The organism is Bacillus sp. CH140a_4T (assembly GCF_008923725.1).
Taxonomy (GTDB): Bacteria; Bacillota; Bacilli; order Bacillales; family Bacillaceae_G; genus Bacillus_A.
The window spans coordinates 247,412-269,517 of record NZ_WBPF01000013.1; the positions used below are offsets into that span (position 1 = coordinate 247,412).

Annotated in this window: 23 protein-coding genes; 6 read left to right on the top strand and 17 right to left on the bottom strand. The window is 35.6% G+C overall.

The genetic code is table 11. The features are described 5' to 3' along the window. The first annotated feature begins 111 nt into the window (after positions 1-111). Positions 112-477, top strand: coding sequence for a YugN family protein (locus F8162_RS09825; RefSeq protein WP_151632759.1), 366 nt, complete (start codon positions 112-114; stop codon positions 475-477). 37 nt (positions 478-514) lie between these two features. Here F8162_RS09825 and ctaG read toward each other — a convergent pair whose 3' ends face one another. From ctaG to ctaB, 6 genes are all read right to left on the bottom strand, one after another. Further along, positions 515-1,420 carry a cytochrome c oxidase assembly factor CtaG gene (gene ctaG / locus F8162_RS09830; RefSeq protein ID WP_151632761.1) on the bottom strand — a complete coding sequence of 302 codons (906 nt, stop codon included), beginning with the start codon at positions 1,418-1,420 and terminating at the stop codon, positions 515-517. An 85-nt stretch (positions 1,421-1,505) separates the two neighbouring features. Beyond that, positions 1,506-1,838, bottom strand: a complete 333-nt coding sequence (gene ctaF, locus F8162_RS09835) for a cytochrome c oxidase subunit IVB (RefSeq protein ID WP_000985699.1) — start codon at positions 1,836-1,838, stop codon at positions 1,506-1,508. Between the two features lie 3 nt (positions 1,839-1,841). Further along, complete coding sequence (ctaE, locus tag F8162_RS09840) at positions 1,842-2,465, bottom strand: cytochrome c oxidase subunit III (protein WP_000557861.1); 624 nt, start codon at positions 2,463-2,465, stop codon at positions 1,842-1,844. After that, positions 2,465-4,300 carry a cytochrome c oxidase subunit I gene (gene ctaD, locus F8162_RS09845; RefSeq protein ID WP_192797624.1) on the bottom strand — a complete coding sequence of 612 codons (1,836 nt, stop codon included), beginning with the start codon at positions 4,298-4,300 and terminating at the stop codon, positions 2,465-2,467. The genes ctaE and ctaD overlap by 1 nt, the downstream gene beginning before the upstream one ends. A 60-nt stretch (positions 4,301-4,360) precedes the next feature. Next, positions 4,361-5,410, bottom strand: a complete 1,050-nt coding sequence (gene coxB / locus F8162_RS09850) for a cytochrome c oxidase subunit II (protein ID WP_098758205.1) — start codon at positions 5,408-5,410, stop codon at positions 4,361-4,363. A gap of 93 nt (positions 5,411-5,503) precedes the next feature. Beyond that, a complete protein-coding gene (ctaB, locus tag F8162_RS09855) occupies positions 5,504-6,427 on the bottom strand; it encodes a protoheme IX farnesyltransferase (protein WP_001015062.1) in 924 nt (307 codons plus the stop codon). A gap of 498 nt (positions 6,428-6,925) precedes the next feature. Here ctaB and ctaA point away from each other — a divergent pair, with 498 nt between their 5' ends. Next, on the top strand, positions 6,926-7,861 hold the full coding sequence (gene ctaA / locus F8162_RS09860; protein ID WP_001188735.1) for a heme A synthase: 936 nt from the start codon (positions 6,926-6,928) through the stop codon (positions 7,859-7,861). Positions 7,862-8,097: 236 nt separating this feature from the next. Here ctaA and pyc read toward each other — a convergent pair whose 3' ends face one another. The 3 genes from pyc to F8162_RS09880 form a co-directional block, all read right to left on the bottom strand. Next, the gene (gene pyc / locus F8162_RS09865) at positions 8,098-11,544 is read right to left on the bottom strand and encodes a pyruvate carboxylase (protein ID WP_151632765.1); all 3,447 of its coding nucleotides are present in this window, start codon (positions 11,542-11,544) and stop codon (positions 8,098-8,100) included. Positions 11,545-11,876: 332 nt separating this feature from the next. Further along, the gene (locus F8162_RS09875) at positions 11,877-13,058 is read right to left on the bottom strand and encodes an FtsW/RodA/SpoVE family cell cycle protein (RefSeq protein ID WP_151632767.1); all 1,182 of its coding nucleotides are present in this window, start codon (positions 13,056-13,058) and stop codon (positions 11,877-11,879) included. 125 nt (positions 13,059-13,183) lie between these two features. Then, the gene (locus tag F8162_RS09880) at positions 13,184-13,471 is read right to left on the bottom strand and encodes a YlaN family protein (protein ID WP_000135698.1); all 288 of its coding nucleotides are present in this window, start codon (positions 13,469-13,471) and stop codon (positions 13,184-13,186) included. 150 nt (positions 13,472-13,621) lie between these two features. Here F8162_RS09880 and F8162_RS09885 point away from each other — a divergent pair, with 150 nt between their 5' ends. After that, positions 13,622-14,119 carry a peptidyl-prolyl cis-trans isomerase gene (locus F8162_RS09885; protein WP_151632769.1) on the top strand — a complete coding sequence of 166 codons (498 nt, stop codon included), beginning with the start codon at positions 13,622-13,624 and terminating at the stop codon, positions 14,117-14,119. A gap of 45 nt (positions 14,120-14,164) precedes the next feature. On the opposite strand, the gene F8162_RS09890 is transcribed toward F8162_RS09885, so the two are convergent. Both F8162_RS09890 and F8162_RS09895 read right to left on the bottom strand, forming a co-directional pair. Beyond that, positions 14,165-15,493 (bottom strand): PhoH family protein, encoded by a 1,329-nt coding sequence (locus F8162_RS09890; protein WP_151632771.1) that lies wholly within the window; start codon positions 15,491-15,493, stop codon positions 14,165-14,167. 246 nt (positions 15,494-15,739) lie between these two features. Further along, a complete protein-coding gene (locus tag F8162_RS09895; protein ID WP_151632773.1) occupies positions 15,740-16,195 on the bottom strand; it encodes a pyridoxamine 5'-phosphate oxidase family protein in 456 nt (151 codons plus the stop codon). A gap of 145 nt (positions 16,196-16,340) precedes the next feature. Here F8162_RS09895 and F8162_RS09900 point away from each other — a divergent pair, with 145 nt between their 5' ends. Beyond that, positions 16,341-16,541: a YlaI family protein gene (locus tag F8162_RS09900; RefSeq protein WP_001995040.1), complete on the top strand. Its 201-nt coding sequence runs from the start codon at positions 16,341-16,343 to the stop codon at positions 16,539-16,541. A 35-nt stretch (positions 16,542-16,576) separates the two neighbouring features. Here the strand turns inward: F8162_RS09900 and F8162_RS09905 are convergent, their stop codons facing one another. From F8162_RS09905 to typA, 3 genes are all read right to left on the bottom strand, one after another. After that, the gene (locus F8162_RS09905) at positions 16,577-16,852 is read right to left on the bottom strand and encodes a hypothetical protein (RefSeq protein WP_151632775.1); all 276 of its coding nucleotides are present in this window, start codon (positions 16,850-16,852) and stop codon (positions 16,577-16,579) included. Positions 16,853-16,866: 14 nt separating this feature from the next. Continuing rightward, on the bottom strand, positions 16,867-17,169 hold the full coding sequence (locus F8162_RS09910) for a YlaH-like family protein (protein WP_000893656.1): 303 nt from the start codon (positions 17,167-17,169) through the stop codon (positions 16,867-16,869). A 157-nt stretch (positions 17,170-17,326) separates the two neighbouring features. Beyond that, positions 17,327-19,171 (bottom strand): translational GTPase TypA, encoded by a 1,845-nt coding sequence (gene typA / locus F8162_RS09915; protein ID WP_000914755.1) that lies wholly within the window; start codon positions 19,169-19,171, stop codon positions 17,327-17,329. A 140-nt stretch (positions 19,172-19,311) separates the two neighbouring features. Here typA and F8162_RS09920 point away from each other — a divergent pair, with 140 nt between their 5' ends. Next, a complete protein-coding gene (locus tag F8162_RS09920; protein WP_000400130.1) occupies positions 19,312-19,491 on the top strand; it encodes a DUF5325 family protein in 180 nt (59 codons plus the stop codon). 44 nt (positions 19,492-19,535) lie between these two features. Here F8162_RS09920 and F8162_RS09925 read toward each other — a convergent pair whose 3' ends face one another. Together F8162_RS09925 and F8162_RS09930 are read right to left on the bottom strand one after the other, a co-directional pair. Further along, entirely contained in the window at positions 19,536-20,327 is a 792-nt protein-coding gene (locus F8162_RS09925; protein ID WP_151632777.1) for an inositol monophosphatase family protein, read from the bottom strand. A gap of 88 nt (positions 20,328-20,415) precedes the next feature. After that, positions 20,416-20,604 carry a hypothetical protein gene (locus tag F8162_RS09930; protein ID WP_001250164.1) on the bottom strand — a complete coding sequence of 63 codons (189 nt, stop codon included), beginning with the start codon at positions 20,602-20,604 and terminating at the stop codon, positions 20,416-20,418. A gap of 206 nt (positions 20,605-20,810) precedes the next feature. On the opposite strand from F8162_RS09930, the gene F8162_RS09935 reads away from it, so the two are divergent. Beyond that, positions 20,811-21,437, top strand: a complete 627-nt coding sequence (locus tag F8162_RS09935) for a YktB family protein (protein ID WP_151632779.1) — start codon at positions 20,811-20,813, stop codon at positions 21,435-21,437. An 80-nt stretch (positions 21,438-21,517) separates the two neighbouring features. Here the strand turns inward: F8162_RS09935 and F8162_RS09940 are convergent, their stop codons facing one another. Beyond that, on the bottom strand, positions 21,518-21,787 hold the full coding sequence (locus F8162_RS09940) for a UPF0223 family protein (RefSeq protein ID WP_151632781.1): 270 nt from the start codon (positions 21,785-21,787) through the stop codon (positions 21,518-21,520). Positions 21,788-22,106: the final 319 nt, after the last annotated feature.

Sequence of the window (22,106 nt, forward strand, 5' to 3'; positions counted from 1 at the left end):
TTTCGCAAAAAAAGTCTGGATTATCCCTTTTCTCTCAATATGAATTGCGCTTTCTTACTATTCATACTATTATAAAAATAATAACGTAACATTAAACAAGGAGGTATTATAATGCAATTTACAAATACGAAATTTAATGGGGCAGTTGTTGATTTAACACTACTAACAGAGATTATGGAGAAAAACCATTTTGTACTTGCTGGACAATGGGATTATGAACGAGTTACATACGATTATAAATTCGAAATATTAAACGATGTTTATTATTTACGCGTACAAGGTTTAGCTGTTGAAGGTGACGTTGGTAGTAGACACGCTGAAATAAAACTACTTCCTCCCTTATTAGGTAAACATTATTATCCTCACGGTGTTGAATATGGTGATGGTGAAACTTTCCCAACGAATGTACTTCAAAAAAGCGAACAACTCCTACAAAATGTCGAAAAAGAGTTAAAAGAATTCCATATCATTGAATAAAATAAAAACGAGTGCATCATACTTGATGCACTCGTTTTTATTTCGTCTGTAAATACGGCGGTAATTGTTGCAACTGTTCTTTATCCTTTTCACGCTCTCTACGTGCCCACCTAAAAAATACATAGCCAATAATCGTACCGTACACTATTTCCTGGACAATTTTCATAATGATGCCACCTGTTTGTTGATCTTGTACGACCGGCATCCAGTGTAAAAATTCTGGTCCAGTTATATTTAAATCGGATAAAGTTCCCGCCGGTACACAAAGTTCCATCGCCTTCATCCAAGCAGCCGGATCCGTATAGGTTGCAAATAACGGTGCAGTTGCAAAAATTATTAACGCGCAAGCTGGCGTTAATAATATACCGTTAGCAAACATATAACCAAGTTTCTTTATATCACTTAACGTTTGATATTCTGGTAATGGATTCAGCATCGGCCACCACATCATGATTGCTGTAAAGAACAATATAGCGAGACAAATAGGATGAGCAATTTGACTTTGTTTTACTGTATCAAAAACAACTGGTAAATGATAAAAAGAAAACAGGCCATTAAATACAAGCAATGCAATAAGTGGCTTAGCAAATACCTTTAATATAATTTGAACGAACTTAAAAGAAGTAATATAACGATATAACCAAACTGGTATACCAAGCAACAATAGCGGTGGAACAGCAATATACATGACTGCCATTTCAAACATATGTGCACTAAATATAATATGACCAATTAAATCAATAGGCCCTCCCTTTACAAAATACAAAAGAACAATCCCGGTCGTAAAATAAAAAACTTGCTTCTTACTTACCTTTGTCGCATGTTCAAATCGCATTCTATATGGCCCAATAATTAAAAAGTACCCGATAAGGATCGAAAGCATAAATAGTAAAAAGATTGGACTCCATAGAGCTTGAAAACCAAATATCCACAAGTTACTCATTGTTACACCTACCTTCTTAAGGTTACCCTTTCACATAACATGAAGAGGGAGCTGTGACGACACAAGCTCCCTTATTCTTCACTTTTCAAATCCACACAATTGTCATAAAAGCTAAAATTGTAATTAACCCGATTAACAGACCAGAATAAAGAAAGAAACTCGCTGCTTCATGTCCTTTATGACTCATATGCATAAAATAATACAATTGAAAAATTACTTGTACCACCGCTAATAGTAAAATAAATGGTACTGAGAAAGTCGGACTAAAAGTTTTCGGATATGCTACTGCTGCAAATGCAACTAATGTTAAAAAAATCATTAATGCAAATGTAATAACTTGATGCTTCATTTCCTCCGCACTTTTTCTCTTCCGATAAACAAGATCAACTTTAGGATTATTCGTTTGCTTTATCGCCATTGTTTATCCCACCATTCCCATCAAATATACTACAGTGAAAATAAACACCCAAACTACGTCAATAAAGTGCCAATAAATCGATGCAACATAAAACTTCGGTGCATTGTATAAATTTAGACCTCTCTTCGCATTTCTAAAAATTAATGTTAAAATCCAACATAATCCAAACAATACGTGAAGTCCATGTGTACCAACAAGAGCATAAAACGCGGAACCAAATGCACTACTTCTCATAGTATGCTTAAATTCATGCGTATAATGATAAAACTCATATATCTCAAATCCTAAAAAACCTAAACCTAACAGCACTGTTACGAGTAGCCAAAGTTGCATTTTTTTAAAGTTAAAGTTTTTCATATGATACATCGCATATACGCTCGTTAAACTACTCGTTAATAAAAGCATCGTCATAATGAAAACGAGTGGCATTTGGAACATCTCTTGAGATGTTGGTCCACCATTTGTAGAGTTCTTTAACGCCAAATATGTGCCAAATAAGGAAGCGAATAATACTGTTTCGCCTCCAAGAAATAACCAAAAACCGACAAACTTATTTTTTCCCTCAAGGGTTGCTTTTTCAGGCTCTGCTGGAAATGTTTCATTCGTTAATTTTTCATCTACATGCATTATGCCTTGCCCCCCTTATCTTCTAAATCTTCCTTATGAATATGATATCCATGATCATCGATTACTGAACGTAGGAACATTGCACCAAATGTAATGATTAAACCGATAATTGCTACTAATAACCAAAACTTATCTTTTCCACCCTGCATATACATTGCACCGAATGCCGCTATAAACAATCCTAAAGAAATGACAAATGGTGAAAATGATGGATTTGGCATATGAATATCACCAACTGGTTCCGCCGCTGTCATCTCTTTATTTCCTTCACGTTTTTCAATCCAAAACGGATCTAACCCGCGAACAAATGGCAATTGTTTAAAGTTATATTCCGGTGTAGGTGCTGGCATTGTCCATTCTAATGTACGTGCATCCCATGGATCACGACCAGCCTTTTCTTTTGATACTGTTGTTTTGATTACATTGAATAGAAGAACAATCGTTCCAAGAGCCATAAATACCGCTCCAATAGAACTAATCATATTCCCCATTTCCAACCCTTGACCTTCAAGATATGTGTAGTAACGACGCGGCATACCAATCAATCCAAGGAAATGCTGAATGAAGAACGTTAAATGGAAACCGATAAAGAATAACCAAAATGTTATCTTTCCTAACGTTTCATTCAATACTTTATTAAACATCAGCGGCCAATAATAATGAGCTCCTGCAAGTAAACCAAATACAACACCGCCGACGATTACATAATGAAAGTGCGCTACTACAAAATAGTTATCGTGAAATTGATAATCAGCTGGTGCAGATGCTAGCATAACACCTGTAACTCCTCCCATTACGAATGATGGAATGAAAGCTACTGCCCACATCATTGGTGTCGTAAAACGAATACTTCCGCCCCACATCGTAAAGAGCCAGTTGAATATTTTAATACCGGTCGGAACCGCAATTGCCATTGTTGCAACTGAGAAAATAGCATTTGCAACTGGACCAAGCCCAACAGTAAACATATGATGCGCCCATACCATAAATCCTAAGAATCCAATTAATACTGTCGCAAACACCATCGATGAATAACCAAATAATCTCTTTTTCGAAAATGTCGCGAAGATTTCTGAGAATATTCCGAAAGCTGGGAGTATAAGAATGTATACTTCTGGATGACCGAAAATCCAGAATAAATGCTCCCATATAATTGTATTCCCGCCCAATGCTGGATTAAAGAAACTTGTTCCAAATAAACGATCTAACATTAAAAGTCCTAATCCTACAGTTAACGGCGGAAAAGCGAATAATATTAGCGAAGATGTTACAAATGTCGTCCATGTAAACATCGGCATACGCATATACGTCATTCCTGGCGCACGCATATTAATAATGGTTACAAGGAAGTTAATACCTCCAATTAATGTACCAATACCGGAGATTTGCAAGCCGAGTACATAAAAATCAACACCATGGCCTTTAGAAACTAAAGCTAAAGATGCATAAGATGTCCATCCTGCATCAGGTGCTCCACCTAAAAACCAACTTAAATTTAAAAATACTCCACCAAAGAAAAATAACCAAAATCCAAGTGAATTCAAAAACGGGAACGCTACATCACGTGCACCAATTTGAAGTGGTACAGCGGCGTTCATAAATGCAAACACGAGTGGCATAGCTGCGAGGAAAATCATTGTTGTACCGTGCATCGTTAATACTTGATTATAAGCATCCCCAACAAGAAAAGCATTGTTAGGAATCGCTAATTGAAGGCGAATAAATAGAGCTTCTATTCCGCCTATTACAAAAAACAATCCACCTGCAATTAAATAGAGAATGGCAATCTTTTTATGGTCTACTGTCGTTAAATAATCCCATATGACAGCACCCATCCCCTGTTTTTTTGCTACAGAACTCACGTTTTCAACCTCCCCTTCGCGAATAATCCCTCTTTACTTTTCAACTTTTAACGTTTGTAAGTATGCGTTTAATGCATCAATTTGATCATCCGTTAAGTTGCCATATTTACCAGTCATTTTATTTCCTGGTTTCATATTTTCAGGATCTTTCAGCCATTTTTTTAAGTTTTCTTCATTATTTTCGGCAATACCGGCAACCATATCGCGATCCGCAAAGTTTGCTAAATTTGGTGCGATACGAGCGGAAGGTGGTCTACTATCATTAGATCCAACTGCGTGACAACCAATACAGCTTTTATTAAATATTTCTTGGCCCTCTTGCGCCTTCGTTGAAGCTACTTCTTTCTTCCCATCAATCTTCTTCATATCAGCAAGCCACTGTTTGTACTCGCTTTCATCTAAAGCTTTCACTTTGAATTGCATTAAAGAATGTGATGGGCCGCAAAATTCTGTACAAAAACCATTATAAGTGCCCGATTTATCTGCCTTTAACCACATTTTGTTCACATTATCTGTATTTGTATCCATTTTCCCAGCTAAAGATGGAACCCAAAACGAATGTTTAATATCGGCACCCTTCAAATTCAAATACACTTTCTTACCTGTGGGGATGACTAAATCTTGAGAAGTTACTATTTTTTCTGATTTATAAGAAAATTCCCACCAATAAAGATTCGCTGTTACATCAACAACGATAGTATCTTTATCAATATTCTTTTTCTCCATCGCACTTACATCAGCAAGTTTGAATGTATATGTAACCGTCGGAACAGCTAAGATTAACAAAAGAATAATCGGAATAACTGTCCATATAATTTCTAGTTTGTGATTCCCTTCAACTTGCTCCGGAATATAATCTTCCTGACCTTTCTTTTGTCGGAAACGCACAATTACATATAAGAAAATAATAGTAACTACTAGTACTACTCCTACCATGATCGCACTTGCTAGTAAGAGCAGATCATATTGCATTTTTGCTACTTCTCCTTGCGGAATTAAAGTAGATTGAAAGGCTTTACCGCATCCCCCTAACAGTAAAGCCAGCAGTGAAACGAACGAAAGCAGTCGCCACTGTTTCTTCATACAAACAACCCCCACTTTCCTTGTGAATTAGATTGTACTTTATAGTTAAGTAAAGTAAATCTCAACGTAAAGAAATCCAATTATGTCGTTGTCTTAGAAGAATGTAACTACAATCATTGAAACAAATAAGATTGTTAAATAGTTTAGGGAATAAACAAACATTTGTACGGACCATTTGATGTCATCTTGCTTACGGAAGCCATAAAATCCTAAAACGATCCATCCGATGTTAAGCAGTGTTGCAATTACCATAAATGTTATCCCTAGTCCACTCATATAAAATGGTAGTGGTAATAAACATACTGTCCAAATCATAATTTGGCGTTTCGTAATTTCAAATCCATGAACTACAGGAAGCATTGGAATTCCTGCATTTCGATATTCATCAACACGTTTCATCGCTAATGCGAGGAAATGTGGGATTTGCCAAATAAACATAATTAAAAATAACATCCAAGCAATTGGATGGCCTAAAGATGGATCAATTGCTGCCCATCCAATTAAAGGTGGAACTGCTCCAGATATACTACCTACAACAGTATTTAGTGTATACTTTCTCTTTGTCCATAACGTATATAAGACAACATATGTGAAAGCACCAATAAATCCCATTAATACTGCCATTGGTGTTGTTAATAATAAAAATACGAATCCAAGAAGTAATATAACTAGTCCAAATGTAAGTGCAAATCCCGGTTTATACTTTCCAGTAACTGTTGGACGGGTTTTTGTTCTTTCCATTAACGGGTCGATGTCTCGATCAATGTAGTTATTTAAACAACATACCCCTGCCATAATTAATCCAGAACCAACGATTGTAAAGAATAGCTTATCCAGATTGTCCATCACACTTAATCCATTAAAATGTAATGCCAACCAAAATCCTGTAAATACAGTAAGTGTATTTGAATTTACAATCCCCATTTTAACGAGCGCTGATAAATCTTGTAGCCGAGTTGTTTCCGGTACACTTGTAACAGCTGACTCATCATGCAGCTCACTTGTTGCATGGTTCATCACTTTAACCCCCTCTTAAAACTTTCATCTTTCTTTTTGCGCCTATTTCGAATGAAATATTTCGCTTCTATATAGCAATATTATTACAGTAGAAATATTGTTAATCCATTCTACTACTAATCTACGCCCATACTCCAATATATTAAATCATATTTCCCGAACATTTTGTGAAGAAAACATGAACTTTTTGTGTCGAATATAAAAAACTTAATTCTTACTTGTCCTTATCATAACATGATGTTACCTTCTATAATAAACTTTTTTTGTCATATTTAACACGTATTCTCCCCATTTCTTTTCAAAATAGCCTGTTTTTCACCTAAAAATTCCCTTATATATCCTTTTTCCACACCCATTTTCTCTCTCCTGTCTGCCCCCGCCATTTCTTTGCTATTTTATTATTTTTTATATATCATAGGAACTAGCGCTTTTTATTCTATACATAATGGAATGAAAATATTTCGCAATAACTTCATAGCAGAAAGATGGTGAAATAGATTGCAACGCTTTATTAAATGGTTAGCAGTCATTACGAGTCTTGATTTATTAATAGTTTTACTAGGAGGCGCCTTAGTTACAAAAACAGGTTCTGGCCAAGGGTGCGGTAAATCCTGGCCACTTTGTAACGGTGAATTTGTTCCATCTAATTTATCAATGGAAACTATTATCGAACTAAGTCACCGCCTTACATCAGGATCAGCAGGAATCCTTGTCACTCTCCTTTGTATTTTATCCTGGAAATATTATAAACATGTGCGCGAAACAAAAACGTTAGCAATTTTATCCTTCGTATTTTTAGTTGCACAAGCATTAATGGGAGCTGCAGCAGTTGTTTGGGGACAAATGCCAGCTGTACTTGCTATCCATTTCGGTATTTCCTTAATTTCATTTGCTTCTGTCATTTTACTAACGTGTCTTATCTTTGAAATCGACCAGAAATTTGATGCACGTTCACTTATTATGGACAAAAAAATGAAATTTCATATTTATGGTGTAACAATTTACAGTTATATTGTCGTCTACACAGGTGCTTTAGTACGTCACGAACGAGCTAGCTTAGCCTGCCCAGACTTTCCTTTATGTAGCAAAAATAGACCTATGCCAACTCAACTACATGAATGGGTTCAAATGGGACATAGAGTTGCAGCGATGTTAATTTTCGCTTGGATACTATACGCAATGATTCTCGCTATTCGCCATTACAAGCAGCAGCCTGTCGTATACTGGGGATGGATCATTTCCTTTATCCTTGTTACACTTCAAGCTATCGTGGGAATTTTAGTCGTATTTACAAATGCTAATTTAGTAATGGCATTATTACATTCACTATTCATTTCTTGCTTGTTTGCTGTACTATGCTATTTAGTTATGTTAGGTACAAGAAGTAAAGTGAATGCAAAAGAAGCTGAATCAACTTCTAAACAAACAAAATAAATTTAAATTAAAATACCTTGCCGAATTGGCAAGGTATTTTTTGCAATAAAGTGAAACTTTAATCAGTGGGTTTTTCTTCATCCCCCACTGATTATTAGCCCGCACCAATCAGGCTTTTATGGGCACCCCCCCCACCTAACTTCTTTGCTTTCGCTGAATTTTGAGGTGGAGGTCTTACTGCCCGGCGAATAGCGGGCTAAAGAAAAAGAGCTGCATTTACACAGCTCTTTTCTATTTTAGTGATCTAATTCAATGAGTAAGTCACCCGTTTGAATTGCATCTCCATCGTTAACGTATACTTTTTTCACTTTACCATTGAACGGCGCTTGAACTGTCGTTTCCATTTTCATCGCTTCTGTAATTGCCATAGAATCGCCTTTTTTCACTTCATCGCCTTCTTTTACAACTACTTTAATAACCGTTCCTGGCATTGTTGCACTAATGTGGTTTGGATTTTCACGGTTTCCTTTCACACGTTGTGCCACTGTTGCTTTCACACTTTCGTCTTTCACAACAATCTCACGTGGTTGTCCGTTAAACTCCAAGTAAAGAACACGATTTCCATCTGGCTGAGGCTCCCCTATTGATACTAGTTTAACCATCAATGTTTTACCTTGTTCGATTTCCACATTGATTTCTTCACCAAGTCTCATACCATAGAAGAATGTCGGTGTATCAAGCACAGATACACTTCCATAAAGCTCAGCAACTTTTTCGTAATCCATAAATACTTTTGGATATAATGCATATGCAACAACATCAAAAATCGTCACTTCACGTCCAAGTTTATGGAATAGCTCTTCTTTTAACGCGTCGAAATCTACTGGCTCTAATAATTCACCCGGTCTTACTGTTAATGGCTCTTTCCCTTTTAAAATAATTTCTTGTAATTGTTTCGGGAAACCACCATATGGTTGTCCTAAATCTCCTGAGAACATTTCAACAACAGATCCTGGGAAGTCCATAGAATGCCCACGCTCTAAAACATCTTGTTCTGTTAAGTGATTTTGAACCATAAATAATGCCATATCACCGACAACTTTAGATGATGGTGTTACTTTAACAATATCGCCAAACATGTCATTCACACGGCGGTACATTACTTTCACTTCATCGAAGCGATCTCCTAAACCAACCGCTTTCGCTTGTTGTTGTAGATTACTATACTGTCCGCCTGGCATTTCGTGCATATATACCTCTGTATGAGGTGCATTCATACCACTTTCAAACGGTGCGTAGTATTTACGTACATCTTCCCAATAATGAGATAGTTTTTCTAATGAATCTATATTAACGTCTGGCTGTCTTTCGTTTCCACCTAATGCATAGTATAGCGTGTTCGCACTTGGTTGTGACGTTTGACCCGCCATAGAACTTACTGCTACATCGACAATGTCAACACCTGCTTCAATTGCCTTCGTATACGTTAATATACCATTTCCACTCGTATCGTGTGTATGCAAGTGAATCGGAATCGATACCGTCTCTTTTAATGCTGAAACTAGATCATACGCTGCGTTTGGTTTTAATAAGCCTGCCATATCTTTAATTCCTAATATATGCGCTCCTGATGCTTCTAACTCTTTTGCTAAGTTTTTATAGTAATTTAAATCATATTTACTACGTAATGGATCATGAATATCTCCTGTGTAGCACATTGTTGCTTCTGCAATTTTACCAGTATCTCGTACAGCATCAATCGCAACTCTCATACCTTCTACCCAGTTTAAGCTATCAAAAATACGGAACACATCAATTCCAGCTTGAGCAGAACATTCCACAAACTTTTGAATTAGATTATCTGGATAGTTTTTGTAACCAACTGCGTTTGAAGAACGAAGTAACATTTGGAATAAAACGTTTGGCATTTTTTCACGAAGATCTAGTAATCGTTCCCATGGATCTTCTTTTAAGAAACGATATGCAACATCAAATGTTGCACCGCCCCACATTTCCGCTGAGAATAGGTTCGGTAACATTCTCGCTGTCGGCTCTGCAATTTGATGTAAATCTTTTGTACGAATACGTGTCGCAAGTAATGACTGATGCGCATCACGGAATGTTGTATCCGTTAAAAGTACACGCTTTTGATCTTGTACCCATTTTACTAATCCGTCCGCTCCACGCTCATCCAAAATTTGTTTCGTTCCATTTTGAACCGGTTCTGAGTGTAATACATTCGGTATACGAGCATCCGGGAAAATTGGTTTCTCTTTTTTCCCTACTCCTGGGAAGCCATTTACTGTTACTGTCCCAATGTAATTTAACATTTTTGTTCCGCGGTCTTTACGTTTCGGGAACAGGAATAGTTCAGGTGACGCATCAATAAATGAAGTGTCATATTCTCCTGATAAGAAGTTTCTATGTTTTACTACATTCTCTAGGAATGGAATATTTGTTTTAATACCACGAATACGGAATTCTTTTAAGTTACGTTCCATTTTCGCAGCAGCTTGTTCAAAAGTAAGTGCCCATGTTGTAACTTTTACAAGTAAAGAATCATAGTACGGTGTAATAACAGCACCTTGGAAACTATTACCTGTATCAAGACGAACACCGAAACCACCACCTGATCGGTATGCCATAATTTTCCCTGTATCTGGCATGAAATTATTTAGTGGGTCCTCAGTCGTTACACGAGATTGAATCGCAAATCCATGTACAACTACTTCCTCTTGCTTCGGAACACCTACCATTTTACTATGTAATGCATGTCCATCAGCTATTAATATTTGCGATTGAACGATATCTACCCCTGTGATCATTTCTGTAATCGTATGCTCAACTTGAACACGCGGATTTACTTCTATGAAGTAAAACTCATCACCTTTTACAAGAAATTCTACTGTTCCGGCGTTTAAATAATTTACATTTTTCGTTAATTTCACAGCAGCATCACAAATACGCTGACGCAAATCATCTGAAAGCGACACACTAGGTGCAATTTCTACCACTTTTTGGTGACGACGTTGTACAGAACAGTCACGCTCGTATAAATGAACAACATTGCCCTCTTCATCTGCTAAAATTTGAACTTCTATATGTTTAGGTTTTTCAACGAATTTTTCAACGTACACTTCATCATTACCAAAGGCTGCTTTCGCTTCTGACTTCGCTCGATTATACGATTCTCTTAATTCTTCACTAGTACGTACAATACGCATACCACGACCGCCACCGCCAAGGGAAGCTTTAATAATAATCGGGTAATCATACTTTTCAGCAAATTCTCCAACTTCTTCTATTGAATTTACTGGCCCATCACTACCAGGAATAACTGGAATTTGTGCTAGCTGCGCTTGTGTTCTTGCTTTCACTTTATCTCCAAACATATCTAAATGCTTACTCTTTGGACCGATAAATATAATCCCTTCTTCTTCACAACGTTTTGCAAATTGAATATTTTCTGACAAGAAACCATATCCAGGGTGGATTGCATCTACATGATTACTTTTCGCAATCTCAATAATGCCCTCAATATCTAGATAAGCATCAATTGGCTTTTTCCCTTCCCCAACTAAATAGGACTCATCGGCTTTATAACGATGATAAGAACCACTATCCTCTTTAGAATAGATTGCAACTGTTTTTAATCCAAGTTCCGAACAAGCTCGAAACACACGAATTGCAATCTCTCCACGGTTAGCTACCAATACTTTTTGAATACGTTGCAGCTTTGTCATGATTTTCCCCCTCTACTTTCCTACCACTCTAGAGATAAAATATATACACACCATAAAGAGCGTGAAGTTCTTCACTTTCTACATTATATTATACTTAGAAAGCTTCACTTTATTTTTATCCATCATACCTTATTTTTTAACAAATGATAAGTTTTCTGATCAATTTGTTTCACAAAAATAGTATAGCATACCTCTTCCTTTTCTAACAACTTAATTGTATATCACATTTAATTAAATGTGATATATCTTTTAGTTTATACAACAATTAATGTATCATATTTAATATTTCTAAAAAAAAAAAACACATCGCGCTCTAAAGCACAATGTGTTTTTTATTTCACAACTACAAGACGTGGTCCATCTTGCTCTCTTTCTTTCATTATCTCATTTTGTTGTTTCTCTTGTCGTTTTACATGACTAGCAATATTTAATAATATACCCATCGAAATTAGATTAGCCAATAAAGAACTACCACCATAACTAATAAACGGTAAAGGTACTCCTGTAAGTGGTATTAAGCCAGACATACCCCCAACATTAACAAAAGTTTGTATCCCAATTAAACTTGCAATTCCGATTGCAATTAAGCTTCCAAATGGATCTTTACATTTTTGTGCCACCCTAAACGAACGAATAATAATAAGTAGTAAACAGATTAAAATGATAGCTACACCTATAAAACCTAGTTCTTCAGATATAATCGCCATTATAAAATCCGTTTGCGGTTCTGGTAAGTAGCCATATTTTTGTATACTATTTCCTAATCCTCTACCATTTAACCCACCTGAGGCAATTCCAATAAAAGAATTAACTAATTGGAATCCATCATTTTGAGGATCGTTAAATGGATCAAGAAAAACTGAAAATCGAGCTTTTTGGTAGTTATTTAATTTATAATTTCCGATAAAATACAACGCCGGAATCCAGACGATAGATGTTAATAAAAATCTTTTTATCCACAGGTTAACATTAACTCCTGAACAGAAGAACATAATTAACACTGTTCCACCTATTAATATGTCAGTCCCTAAGTCATTTTGTAATAAAATTAATACCATCGATCCACCGACAATAAATATAGGAGGTATTATCCCTTGTAAAAAAGGGGTTTGCCTCTCTTGTTTCTTAGCAAAAAAACTTGCTAGCGTAATAATAACTACTATTTTTACAAACTCAGCTGGTTGTATACCTAGTATCCATCCTTTTGCACCATTGATTACCTTACCGAAAAGGAAAGCTGCTGTTAGTAACCCAATACTCCCTAACCCCATCGCTGTAAGAACTATTTTTTTTCTCCAAAATTTGTAAGGGATTATAACGACAATTACAAGCATTACCGTTCCAATTGCAAGAGCAACTAATTGTTTTTTAAAAAAGTAATTTGCTGGCCAGTTATATTTCGATGAAATCGCGACAATGGAACTAGAACTATATACCATTATAACTCCCAACACACATAAGATAACAAGAGGAAGTAACAATGAGTAATCCATTGATTTCCATACTCTTTTCATTTCATTTCCTCTCTCTGTTTCAATTTAATTACTGTTGTATTCCATATGTACATTGATTCTTCCTGCTTTATTATACAAATAAAAAGCCCAAACTTTTTCAGTTTGAGCCCCCCTATTTGAACCCGTTATTGTTGTTTGTTTGTAAATGCTTCATGAAGTGCAGATAACTCACGTTCAAGCTCTCCTAACATTGCTTTCCCTTGTTCTTCTGCAATAAGACCAAGGCGAACTGCAAAATCGACCTCGCGGGATAGTCCAAACATTTGTGTGTCTAACACTTCTTCATATAATGGACATTGCGGCATTGTAAGATTGTCCATTTGCACCTTAATAAGTCTTAAAATCTTCTCCGCATCCGCTTGTAGAAGGGCTAGTGCCTTTTCCTGATGATTTGATACTGTCTCAGACGCCAAATTGATTCCCTCCGTTTCCGTCCTACTCTCTCCTATCTATTAATATTAGCGATAGTTTTAGTAAATTGCAATAGAAACATTTTTTGTGACAACCGTGTCTAATGCTATTATACTGAAAAGTGGGAGTATAACACAAATGGGGGAACAACAATGAGCGAAATTTTATTTATTAATGGAAAAGTTCGTTTTCCAATCACTATCGATCCAACTGTTTGGATCTTTGATGATCGCAAAGTAGATTTGACAACTTACTTTGATGAAACAAGAGAAAACACATCAGAACTAGAAGCTTATTTGAAAAACACTTCAGAACATTGGGATCGCGAAATCCGTGATGGTGCTGCGTTTCCACCGATACAACAAAGTGTAAAGAAATATAAAAAAGAACAGCTAATTACTGGAACGTTCGGTATACCATTTCATCCATTTCTTGCTAACGCCGAAATTTCAGATGACGCTACGCAAGTCGAAATTGAAACAGTAAATCAAACAATAATACTTCCATTAGAAACTGTAGAAAATGCTATACTTGGTTTTTCAAAAGAAGGAAAGCCATTAAAAGAGGATGGACCTGTTCATCTATATTACAATGATGGATCTAATAGACAAAATCCAATCCGTAACATCCGTAAATTTACAATTATTTAAAATGTATACTTGGAAGAAAAAGGAGTGAGCCTCAGCTCACTCCTTTTATAATAAATCTGCTGCTAGTTGAGCTAAATTCGATCGCTCCCCTTTAACAAACTTTACATGACCACTAATACGTTGCTCTTTAAACTTCTCTACAACATATGTTAAGCCGTTATTATATTCATCCAAATACGGATGATCAATTTGCTGAGGGTCTCCCATTAATACGATTTTACTTTTTTCTCCTACTCTTGTTAGTATCGTTTTCACTTCATGTTTCGTTAAATTTTGTGCTTCGTCAATTATAATGAACTGATCCGGAATACTTCTCCCACGTATATAGGTAAGAGCTTCTACTTCAATCGAACCCATTCCAGCTAAAATAGCATCTAACTCTCCTGGCTTTTTCGTATTAAATAAATACTCTAGATTATCAAAAATCGGTTGCATCCACGGTCTTAACTTTTCTTCTTTTTCTCCTGGTAAATAACCGATATCTTTTCCGACTGGAACAATTGGCCTTGCAACGAGTAGTTTTTTATATAACCCTAAATCTTCAGTTTGCATAAGCCCCGAAGCTAAAGCTAGTAATGTTTTTCCTGTACCAGCTTTCCCTGTTAACGTTACTAGCGGAATATCTTCACGAAGCAACAATTCTAATCCCATAATTTGCTGTACATTTCGTGGTCGTATCCCCCATACTTGTTCATTGTGAAAAATAAGTTTCTTTACCTTCTTACCTAAGTGATCTACAATACCAAGTGCTGAACTTGATCCCCCTAATGCATCTTTCATTACTACAAATTGATTTGGATAAAAAGGATGATTTGCAATTTCGGATAAAGGCAATTCACCTTTTTCATAAAAATAATCCAATTGCTCTTTTGATATATACCCTTCTAAAAATCCTGAATATATATTATCTACTTCAATTACACGATCACTTAAATAATCTTCCGCCTTCAAACCAATTGCATCAGCCTTCACCCTTACGAGCACGTCTTTACTTACTAAAATAACAGACTTCCCGTCCTCTTTTTCTTGTTCTTCTAAAGATAGATTTTTTGCTACAGCTAAAATTCGATTATCATTTGTTTTTTCTACAAAAATATCTTGTAGTTGAACAAATGAACGATGATTTAATTCAATACGAAATGTACCGCCGTTTTCTAGCGAAATACTTTCATGCAGCTTTCCTATTTCACGAAATTTGTCTATTAACTTAGATACATAACGAGCGTTTCGTCCTACTTCATCCATATAACGTTTTTTCGAATCGACCTCTTCTAATACAACTGCTGGAATCACTACTTCATTGGTTTCAAATGAAAAAATAGATAAAGGATCCTGCAAAAGTACATTCGTATCTAACACATAAATTTTATCCAACCTGTTACCCCCTGACTCCACTTTTAAATTTGTAGAACAAGGGTTTCATCCATAAAATATGGACGAACCATTGTTATAATTATATGTACCGTATAAACGAGGTAGAATCGAAATTCATAGCCATTAAACCTTTTATTTATTTTTTATTCATTTCTATTCAATATATTACTTTAAATTATAATTATTAACATAAAATCACAATAACTGATTACAAAAGTTAATAACTGAATTTCTTATTTATCACATTTATAATTCTTTTATTCCTACTAACACTTGGTGATCAAGCTTATTCGCTGCGCGAATGTCATATGTTTTTTCATACGTTGGTTCAGTTGCAAGTTTCGCTCCATAAAACATAACATCACGTACTTCTTGTACATTTACTTCTATTACAGTTAATTTTAGAGGAATGCCTTCCATTCTATCAGTCAAAATTTCACCTGCACCACTTATGGAAAATACGGATTCATTCGCCATTATAGTCAATACCACCCCAGTACTATGCCGTATATTTTCCACAATACGTGAACGTTGATCTACTGCAAATCGAATACTAGTTTTACTAACTGCATACACCCAAGAAATAGCACTTACGTTAGGAACTTGTTTTTCGAAGTCTGTTGTTGCTACCATAACAATACATTCTTTACGTAACGTTTGTACTAAATCACCTGTTAATGTAGGCTCTACTACATTCGCCATATTTCCACCTCCATATATACTTACTATATCCTTATCATAACTTATTTTTCGAATTGCGAAAATATTTTTTTTTCCCGCTATTATTCAAAAATATTACACTTCCATGATATACTTATACTGATAGAATTCGTATTGAGGTGACGAAATGAGAGTCAAATGTATGATTTGTGATAAAAAAGATATGTTAGATGATGAAAATCCTATGGCAAAAAAACTGCGTAACCGCCCTATTCATACATATATGTGCATGGAATGTTCGGAACGAATTGCAGAACGTACGATGGAACGTCATGCAAGTGGTAATTTCCGATTATATCGTGATAAAAAAGTCGAAGACGATTGGTAAAATGTAAATAAGTCCTTAATCATACAGATAAGGACTTATTTATATTTTTCAGGTTCACGATTCATTTGATCCAAAAAACAATCAATAGCTTCTAATGGAAACCTTGCAGATTTTTTTTCTCCATTCATTTCATATGTAATCAAATACATTTCTTCATTCTTTTTAACTTCCACATTCTTTAATTTATGTTCTTCATATATCATATTTTGAAATAACAAATACGTTTCTGTTGCAGCACGATCATCTGGACGTGCTTCGGCAACTGTTTTAATTGTTAACCAATTATATAATGCATCTTGTACTGAACGCATAAAACTCCGCCCCCTCACCCTGCTTTTTGTTGTCTTGCTTGACGCAAACGCAACCTATAAATTCCAAGTACAATTGCCGCTACAACAAGCCCCTCTCCAACAGGTAAAAAAACTGCAAAGAAAGTTAAAACTGTACACCCAATCGCTAACGATATATATATCACTATATTTTTTATTATTGATAGTTTTCTTGCAAAACCTAAATTATACACAAGTGCACTTAATATAATAATGATGCCATACAGCAACCACATCCCTAGTTCTGGATTTTCATCAACTTTACATAATTTCGCAAAAAACGACATTCTTTCTAACATCACTCATCCCCCTTTCTCACAAGAAACAAATTTTATTTATGTACTTAATACAAGAGTAACTCGCAACAAAAATACTGTCCACAAAAAAAGAGTAAATATTCTAAAAAATAAACATAAAAAAACAGCTACCTTAATTAAAGGTAGCCATTCTAATATTTTACGCTTCTACAGATTTCTTCTTCTTAGCAGCTCTTTCGCGCTCGCTCTTATCAAGAATCTTTTTACGTAGACGAATTGATTCTGGAGTTACTTCACAGAACTCGTCATCATTTAAGTACTCTAATGACTCTTCTAAAGTCATTAAGCGTGGTTTTTTCATTGTTGAAGTTTGATCTTTCGTCGCAGAACGAATGTTAGTTTGTTGTTTCATTTTTACAACGTTAACTGTTAAGTCATTCTCACGAGTGTGTTCTCCGACAATCATACCAGCGTATACTTCTGTACCTGGTTCAACGAAGATTACACCACGGTCTTCAACTTGCATAATACCGTATTGTGATGCTTTTCCTGTTTCAAGTGAAACTAGAACACCTTGGCGACGTCCACCAACTTGTCCAGCGTGTACTGGTTGGTAGCAATCGAATGTATGGTTTAAAATACCATAACCACGAGTTAATGTTAAGAATTCTGTTGTGTAACCAATTAAACCACGTGCTGGAACCATGAAAGTAAGGCGAACTTGACCGTTTCCGTTATTCACCATATCTAACATTTCACCTTTACGTGCACCCATAGACTCCATAATAGAACCAGTGTATTCTTCAGGTACATCGATTTGCACGCGCTCTACAGGCTCACATCTTACGCCATCAACTTCTTTAATAATTACTTCAGGCTTAGATACTTGTAGTTCATAACCTTCACGACGCATGTTTTCAATTAGGATAGATAAATGTAATTCCCCGCGTCCAGATACGATCCACGCATCAGGAGAATCTGTATTATCTACACGTAAACTTACATCTGTTTCTAATTGTGAACGAAGGCGCTCTTCAATTTTACGAGATGTAATGAATTTACCTTCACGACCTGCAAATGGGCTGTTATTTACAAGGAATGTCATTTGTAGTGTTGGCTCATCAATACGTAATAATGGTAAAGCTTCTTCATGCTCAACCGGACATACCGTTTCACCTACGTTAATGTCTTCCATACCTGAAACAGCTACTAAATCTCCAGCTTTTGCTTCTTCAATTTCTTGACGTTTTAATCCAATGTAACCGAATAATTTCGTTACACGGAATTGTTTTACAGTTCCGTCAACTTTCATTAATGCAACTTGTTGTCCTACTTTCATTGTACCGCGGAATACGCGTCCAACCCCGATACGACCAACATAGTCATTGTAATCAAGAAGTGCTACTTGGAATTGAAGTGGCTCTTCGCTGTTATCAACTGGTGCTGGAATATGTTCAATAATTGTGTCAAACAATGATTTCATATTCTCTTCTTGATTTGCTGGATTTGAATCTAAGCTTGCTGTTCCGTTCATTGCTGATGCAAATACAACTGGGAACTCTAATTGATCTTCGTTTGCACCAAGTTCAATGAATAAGTCAACTACTTCATCAACTACTTCATCAGGGCGAGCGAAGTCACGGTCAATTTTGTTTACAACAACGATTGGAGTTAAGTTTTGCTCAAGAGCTTTCTTTAAAACAAATCGTGTTTGTGGCATACAACCTTCATATGCATCAACAACAAGTAGAACACCATCAACCATTTTCATGATACGTTCTACTTCTCCACCGAAGTCAGCGTGACCAGGTGTATCTAAAATGTTAATTCGTTTATCTTCATAGTGAATCGCAGTATTCTTCGCTAAAATTGTAATACCACGTTCTCTTTCTAGATCGTTTGAGTCCATTGCGCGTTCTTCAATATGTTCATTCGCACGGAACGTCCCCGCTTGACGTAATAACTGGTCAACAAGTGTTGTTTTACCATGGTCAACGTGGGCAATAATTGCTATATTTCGTAAATCTTGTCGTTTTTTCAACATGTCCAACTCCTAATGTCTTTTTAATCCTTCTCTATTATAAGAGCGAAGGGGATACAATGGCAATCAAAATAAAATCTAGAATGAAAATATAGTTGTATTCTTACTTTTGTGAAAGTAAAATGAGATTGGAGGGTGAAGAAATGGAACACATTCAATATCGCTTTTTATTAACAGCAATTATCGGCGTTATCTTCTTAATCGGTATCGGCATTATGGTTGCTGAAAATAGTCCCATCGGTGTTATTATTTGCATTATCGGCACATTTGTTACAGTTGGATACGGTTTTGTAACAAAAAGAAAAATGCGTAAATCGCAATAACGTCAAAAAGTAAGAAGCGCTTATACAGCCTCTTACTTTTTTTGTTACTCCGCTATAAATCGTAGCACCTCTTCATACACCCCTGGTTTTGCAACTAATACGCTGCTCTTCTCCACGATAGAAAGCGTGGCTCCAGAGAACGTTGTCACCTTACCTCCAACTTCCTCCACTATTATCTGTCCCCCGCCAAAATCCCATGGTGATAACCTCGGTGTTACATATGCATCTATTCTCCCTGTTGCAACGTATACCATCTCTAATGCGGCACAGCCATATGATCTTGTGCCCCTTGCTTTCTTAACAAGTGCCATCATACTTTCCATATTAAGCAATGGGTTGTCGGTAAGCCATATCGCATTTAAAGCTACAATACCTTGCTCTACAGTCCCTTTTTCTAATAAAGGTATTGGTACTTCATTGCAAAATGCTCCAGTTCCTTTTAGCGCATGATATAATTCATCATGAACTGGATCATAAATAAGTCCAATTTTTCCGATACCGTTCTCATAAATTCCAATTGAAATTGCAAAATTTCTCTTTTGATGAACAAAGTTCATCGTGCCATCAATTGGATCAATTAACCAAACAACCCCATCAGAAGAAGTTACCTCATCTCCATAACCTTCTTCTCCTAAAATATTATGATTCGGGAATGTCTCTTTAATTTTCCCAATTAAAAACTGTTCTATTTCTCGGTCCATATTTGTTACTAAATCAGCTGCATTGGATTTCGTTTCTATAATAAGTGCTTTTTTCATTGATGCCATTAAACGCTCTCCCGCATCTCGAATCCACTGTTTGGCGTGTGCATCGATGTCTTTCCATACTTCTTGCATGTTTAAACACTCCGATCTATACTGTTCACAGAAAAAACGAACCCTTTATAAGGTTCGCACCAACTAATTTTTTATACATATACTATTATTACGCTTCTAAACGAATCATTTCAAGTCTTAACACTTCTAACTTTTGTACACACTCTTCTTTTTTCTGTTTATCATCTTCCATCATCGCATCATATAAAGTTGCTAATTCATAATCTAGCTCCAAACGTAGCACCGGAATTCTCTTTTCAGCATCTGTTCTCTTTAACGCATTAATCACCTGTCTCATATTATTTGCCTCCTCCCAATATTCGTCTGCCCTCGGACTAGAATTGATTCAATTTTCTGATTTTTTGTTTTATACTATACTATGTTGGATAAATCATCTATGCAACAAAATTATATTTTTTTATTTAAATTTTTTTGTGCTGTTTTTTTTATGAATAGTACAAGCTATGCTAAAATAAAAGCAAAATAGGAGTTGGAGGAACAATCATGACACTACAAACATTCAAATCAACTGATTTTGAGGTCTTTACAGTTGATGGTCTTGAAGAACGAATGAGTGCAATTAAAACGAACATTCATCCTAAGCTAGAAGCTTTAGGGGAACAGTTTGCAGCATATTTATCAAAACAAACTGATGAGAACTTTTTTTATCATGTCGCAAAACATGCACGCCGTAAAGTCAATCCACCAAACGATACTTGGGTTGCTTTTTCAACAAATAAACGAGGATATAAAATGCTGCCACATTTCCAAATTGGATTATGGGGTACTCATGCCTTCATATACTTTGGTTTAATCTATGAGTGTCCACAAAAAGTGGAGACGGCTCACGCCTTCTTAGAACATTTAAATGATTTAAAAACAAATATTCCAAATGACTTCGTTTGGTCCATTGACCATACTAAACCAAGTGTAAAATTACATAAAACACTTGAAACAGAAGATTTACAACAGATGATTGAACGTCTAGCTACTGTGAAAAAAGCAGAATTATTAGTTGGTATCCATATATCACCAGAGGAGTTTTCAGCAATGACCAACGAACAATTCCTTGCTAAGATTGAATCTACGATGCAATCACTCCTTCCTTTATATGCACTTTGTAATCGATAGTAGAAAACGGACAATTTATATTGTCCGTTTTTAGTTGTTATCACATTATATCACTTCAGTTTTTATTTTTCAAAATATTTTTACATTTTTACAAACTTTTGTTCTTCAGTTTCTTTCGCCCTTTGAATCGCACGGTATATAGAATACCCACTCACTTCTTGAAACTCTTTATCAATTTTCTTTTCTTCTGCTTTCGATGGAACAATCTCTTTAAAACGACGATATAATCCCATTAATTCTTCTCTTATAATTCCTTTTTCGTATGCTTTCTCAATTGCTTCATAAAACTTCACAATTGCAACCATTTCCTCATTTGACCAATCATAATCTAACGGATATTGATATTCCATTTCGCACCTCATTTATCATTTCTTCATATTTGAATATGCTATCTTAAAGGGATTTTTTTCTTCTTCACTATAGCCACTATGCATTATACACTATTTATTCATTGTGATGGAATTGTCTTCCTCTATAAGTTAATTGGAAATAACTATTTAACATACTCACTGTAATAATATTTTTTTCTATACATCTATAATTATTGGTGATATAATGCTTTTGTTTTATAGAAAATAAAGTGAACCTACCATCTCAAAAACGCTTTTGTGATTGGCAGAAAAACAAGTCTCATTCTAAAAAGCACTTAACTTTTTTAGAACAAGATTA